The sequence below is a fragment of the Kitasatospora sp. NPDC059462 genome, assembly GCF_042749955.1.
Classification (GTDB): domain Bacteria; phylum Actinomycetota; class Actinomycetes; order Streptomycetales; family Streptomycetaceae; genus Kitasatospora.
This window is the reverse complement of the sequence record NZ_JBHYUU010000343.1, coordinates 1-3,821: the sequence shown is the minus strand read 5'-3', so window position 1 is coordinate 3,821 and position 3,821 is coordinate 1. Positions and strand designations below refer to the sequence as shown.

The window sequence follows — 3,821 nt, the reverse complement described above, 5'->3', positions numbered from 1 at the left end:
CTAACTGGTCCCGTGCCGGGCGCCGCGCCCCGGGCGCGCGCGCGGTCCGCCGCCGGTGCCCCCCACGGACCCCGGCGGCGGACCGCCTTCCGGGCCGTTCAGGGCCCCAGCAGCGCGTCCAGCTCCTTGACGACCCGCTCGGTGCAGGCCGCCGCCGCCGGCACGATGTCCTGCATCAGCAGGAAGCCGTGCACCAGCCCCTCCCCCGTGACCAGCCGGGCGTCGACGCCCGCGGCCTGCATCCGCGCCACCAGCTCCGCGCCCTCCTCGTGCAGCGGGTCGTACTCGGCGGTGGCCACGACCGTCGGCGCCAGGCCCCGGAGGTCCGCGTTCAGCAGGTCCACGGCGGTGTCGGCCCGCTGCCGCGCGTCGGGGACGTACTGCGCGTAGTTCCAGGCCATGTCCTCGGCGGTCAGCAGGTACCCCTCGGCGTGCGGGCTGGACGAGACCAGGGCGAGGCTCGGGTCGACCGGCGGGTAGATCAGGAGCTGGGCGGCGAAGCCGAGGTCACGGGCCCGCAGGGCGGTCCCGAGGGCGAGGCTCGCCCCGGCGCTGTCGCCCGCGATCACGTGCGCCCGGCCGGGGAAGGCCCGGGCCGTCCAGCGGGCCGCGGCCGTCGCGTCGTGCAGCGGCGCGGGGTACGGGGACTCCGGCGCCCGCCGGTAGTCGACCGCGACCACGACCGCCCCCAGGGACGCCGCCAGGATCCGGCAGGCCCGGTCGTGGCTGTCGAGGTCGCCCATCACCCACCCGCCGCCGTGCAGATAGGTGACCACCCTGGTCCCGGCCCGCTCGGCCGGCTGCGGGGTGTAGACCCTGAGCCGCAGCGCCGTTCCGTCCGGGCCGTCGGTCAGCCGGTCCTCCGCGACCACGACCGGGCCGCGGCGGTCGGCGTCGGAGAGCGGGCGCACGGCGTTCACCAGGTACCGTTCGCGGGCCCGGTCGACGGGCAGTTCGCGGTCCGGGACCGGGACGCCGTCCGAGCTCTGCCAGGCGATCAGGTGCCGGAGCAGTCGGTCCAGGGGCATCGCAACTCTCCCACGTACTCGCTCGTATCCGATCGGACGTGTCCCCGCGCGCCGCGCCGGGACACACGCGCTCCGAATCTATTTCGTATCCGGCCCGGCGGAGAGTCCCGGCGCACGAGACGTGCGGAACGCACGACGATTGGTGCGTTTCTCATATCGCCCCGGAACCGGCCCCGCCGATATCGTGGCAGGTCGGTGAAAAATCGAAAAAGGTGCTGGTGATGGAGAACTTGCCTTCGCAATCCGCTGACCACGAATTCAGCGATCCGTCCGATCTCCTCGGCCTCGTCCGCTCGACCTGGCGGGAAATCCTGGATTTCGAACCGGACGACGACATCGGATTCTTCGAGTGCGGGGGCGATTCGCACCGGCTGTTCGTGCTCATCGAGCTCCTCTCCAAGGCCGGCGGGGTGCGGCTCAAGACCCTGGACGTCATCCAGGCCGACACCATCAGCGGCCAGGCGGACCTGCTCGCCCGGATGCGGCAGGCGAGCGGGGAGTCCCCCGATGGCGCCTGAGGCCGGCGCGCACGCGTGGGCCGAGCGGCTGGCCGGCGTGCCGACGGCCCTGGAGATCCCGGCCGACCGGCCGCGGACCCACCGCGAGGACACGGCCACCGGGCGGCTGCCCGTCGAGCTCCCGGCCGACACGGCGCAGGCCGTCCTGGCCCGCTCCCGGGCCCTGGAGGTGAGCCCCTCCACCTTCCTGCTCGCCGCCTTCGGCCTGGCCCTGGGCCGGCTCACCGGTGCCGAGCGGCTGCTGGTGGGCGTCGCCTCGCCCGCCGGCGACCTCCGGCCGGTGCGCATCGACATCGACGACGACCGCACCCCGGACGCCTTCGTCGGCACCGTCCACGACTCGCTCGCCTGGAGCCTGGAGGCCGACGGCGTCACCTTCCCGCAGCTCGTGGCACACCTGGGCATCGAGTCCTCCGGCCCGGGCCACCCGCTGGTCCAGGCCGCCTTCGGCGCCCACGACGACGACACCCGCTTCGACCTCAGCGTCCGGTTCGGGCCGGAGGGGGCGGTCGACGCCGGCCACGCCGCCTACGCGACGGACCTGTGGAGCCCGGAGGAGGCACGGGGCTTCGTCCGCACCTACCTGGCGGCGGTGGAGCAGCTCGCCCGGGCGGCCGGCGACGGCCGCACCCTGGGGGACGTCCGGTGCATCTCCCCCGACGGGCTGCACACCCTGCGACGCCTCAACGAGACCGCCGCCGACTTCCCGTCCGCCTCGCTGGACGAGCTGTTCCGCGCGGTGGCGGAGCGTCACCCCGACCGGGTGGCGGTCCGCGACGGGCGGACGTCCCTGACCTACGCCGAACTGGCCCGCGCGGCGGCCGAGCAGGCGCGGCGGCTGCGCGCCGCCGGCGTCCGGGACGGCGACGCCGTCCTGGTGGCGGTCCCGCGGTCGGCGGCGGAGGCGGTCGCCGTCCTGGGCACGCTCTGGTCCGGCGGCGTGTACATCGGCGTGGACCTCGCCCAGCCCGAGGCGCACACCGCGAAGATCGTCGCCAGGACGACGCCGGCCGCCGCCATCGTCGGCGAGGCGGACGCCGACGGGGTCCGGCGGCACGGCGTGCCGGTGACCGCGCCCTGGCAGCCGGACTGGGAGCTCGGCACCGACCCGGTGCCACCGGCCCCGGCCGACCCGGAGCGGCTCGCCTACATCGCCTTCACCTCCGGCTCCACCGGCGAGCCCAAGGGCGTGGCGATCCCGCACCGCGGCGTCATCCGGCTGGTCCACGAGGCCGACTACCTGATGCTCGGGCCGGACGAACGGGTGCTGCGCCTGTCCACGCTGGCCTTCGACGCCTCGACGTTCGAGCTCTGGGGCGCGCTGCTGGCCGGGGCGGCCCTGGAAGTCTGCCCGCCGGGTCTGCTGTCGCCGGGCGAGCTCGGCGCGTTCATCGCGGAGCGCGAGGTGACCGTGGCCTGGCTGACGGCCGGTCTCTTCCGGCTCGTCCAGGAGTTCGCGCCGGCCTCGCTGGGCACCCTGCGCCACCTCCTCAGCGGCGGGGACGTCATACCCCACGAGCACGTCGCGCGCGCGCTCGCGGACCACCCCGGACTGACCGTCACCAACGCCTACGGCCCGACCGAGAACACGGCGTTCACGACGTTCCACACCGTCCGGGAGCCGGCGCACGTCGACGGCCCGCTGCCGATCGGCACCCCCGTGCCCGGGACCCGCGTCTACGTCCTGGACCGGCGGGCGAGGCTGCTGCCGCCGGGGGCCGTCGGCGAGCTGTACACCGGCGGCGAGGGCCTCGCCACCGGCTACGTCAACAACAAGGAGGAGACCGACCGGTGCTTCGGTCACTTCTCCCCCGACGTCCCCGAGCGGATCTACCGCACCGGCGACCTGGTCCGGCTGGACCGGGACGGCCGGATCCGGTTCCTCGGCCGCACCGACCACCAGGTGAAGGTCCGCGGCTACCGCATCGAGCTCACCGCGATCAGCGACGTGCTGAACGGCTTCCCCGAGGTCGAGGACACCGTCGTCACCGTCGCCGAGGGCGGCGCCGACAAGCGGCTGCTCGCCGCCGTCCGGCTCGCCCCGGGGACGGCCGTCACGCCCGTCGAGCTGAGGGACCGGCTGGCCGGGCAGCTGCCGTCGTTCATGGTGCCCGTGCTGTGGGCGGTGGTCGACCGGATGCCGGTCACCACGAACGGCAAGGTCGACCGGCGCGCGCTCACCGCCGCGGCGCTGCCCGCCCAGGCGTTCGCCGCCCGGGCGAAGAAGGCCCGCCGGGAGGCGTGAGAACGGTCCGCTGACGGCGGTGCCCCGGCC

At 75.1% G+C, this 3,821-nt stretch carries 3 protein-coding genes; 2 read left to right on the top strand and 1 reads right to left on the bottom strand.

The genetic code is table 11. From position 1 onward, the window contains the following. Nucleotides 1-98 precede the first annotated feature (98 nt). A complete protein-coding gene (locus tag ACFXAM_RS38160; protein WP_380298475.1) occupies nt 99-1,028 on the bottom strand; it encodes an alpha/beta hydrolase in 930 nt (309 codons plus the stop codon). A 221-nt stretch (nt 1,029-1,249) separates the two neighbouring features. Between ACFXAM_RS38160 and ACFXAM_RS38155 the strand changes: the two genes are divergently transcribed. Beyond that, nucleotides 1,250-1,546, top strand: a complete 297-nt coding sequence (locus tag ACFXAM_RS38155) for a phosphopantetheine-binding protein (protein WP_380298477.1) — start codon at nt 1,250-1,252, stop codon at nt 1,544-1,546. Then, on the top strand, nt 1,536-3,791 hold the full coding sequence (locus ACFXAM_RS38150; protein ID WP_380298473.1) for an amino acid adenylation domain-containing protein: 2,256 nt from the start codon (nt 1,536-1,538) through the stop codon (nt 3,789-3,791). The genes ACFXAM_RS38155 and ACFXAM_RS38150 overlap by 11 nt, the downstream gene beginning before the upstream one ends. The last annotated feature ends 30 nt before the right edge of the window (nt 3,792-3,821 follow it).

Bases quoted from the DNA above. Each gene is read 5' to 3' on its own strand.
- ACFXAM_RS38160 (WP_380298475.1), bottom strand. From the start codon at position 1,028: ATGCCCCTGGACCGACTGCTCCGGCACCTGATCGCCTGGCAGAGCTCG.
- ACFXAM_RS38155 (WP_380298477.1), top strand. From the start codon at position 1,250: ATGGAGAACTTGCCTTCGCAATCCGCTGACCACGAATTCAGCGATCCG.
- ACFXAM_RS38150 (WP_380298473.1), top strand. From the start codon at position 1,536: ATGGCGCCTGAGGCCGGCGCGCACGCGTGGGCCGAGCGGCTGGCCGGC.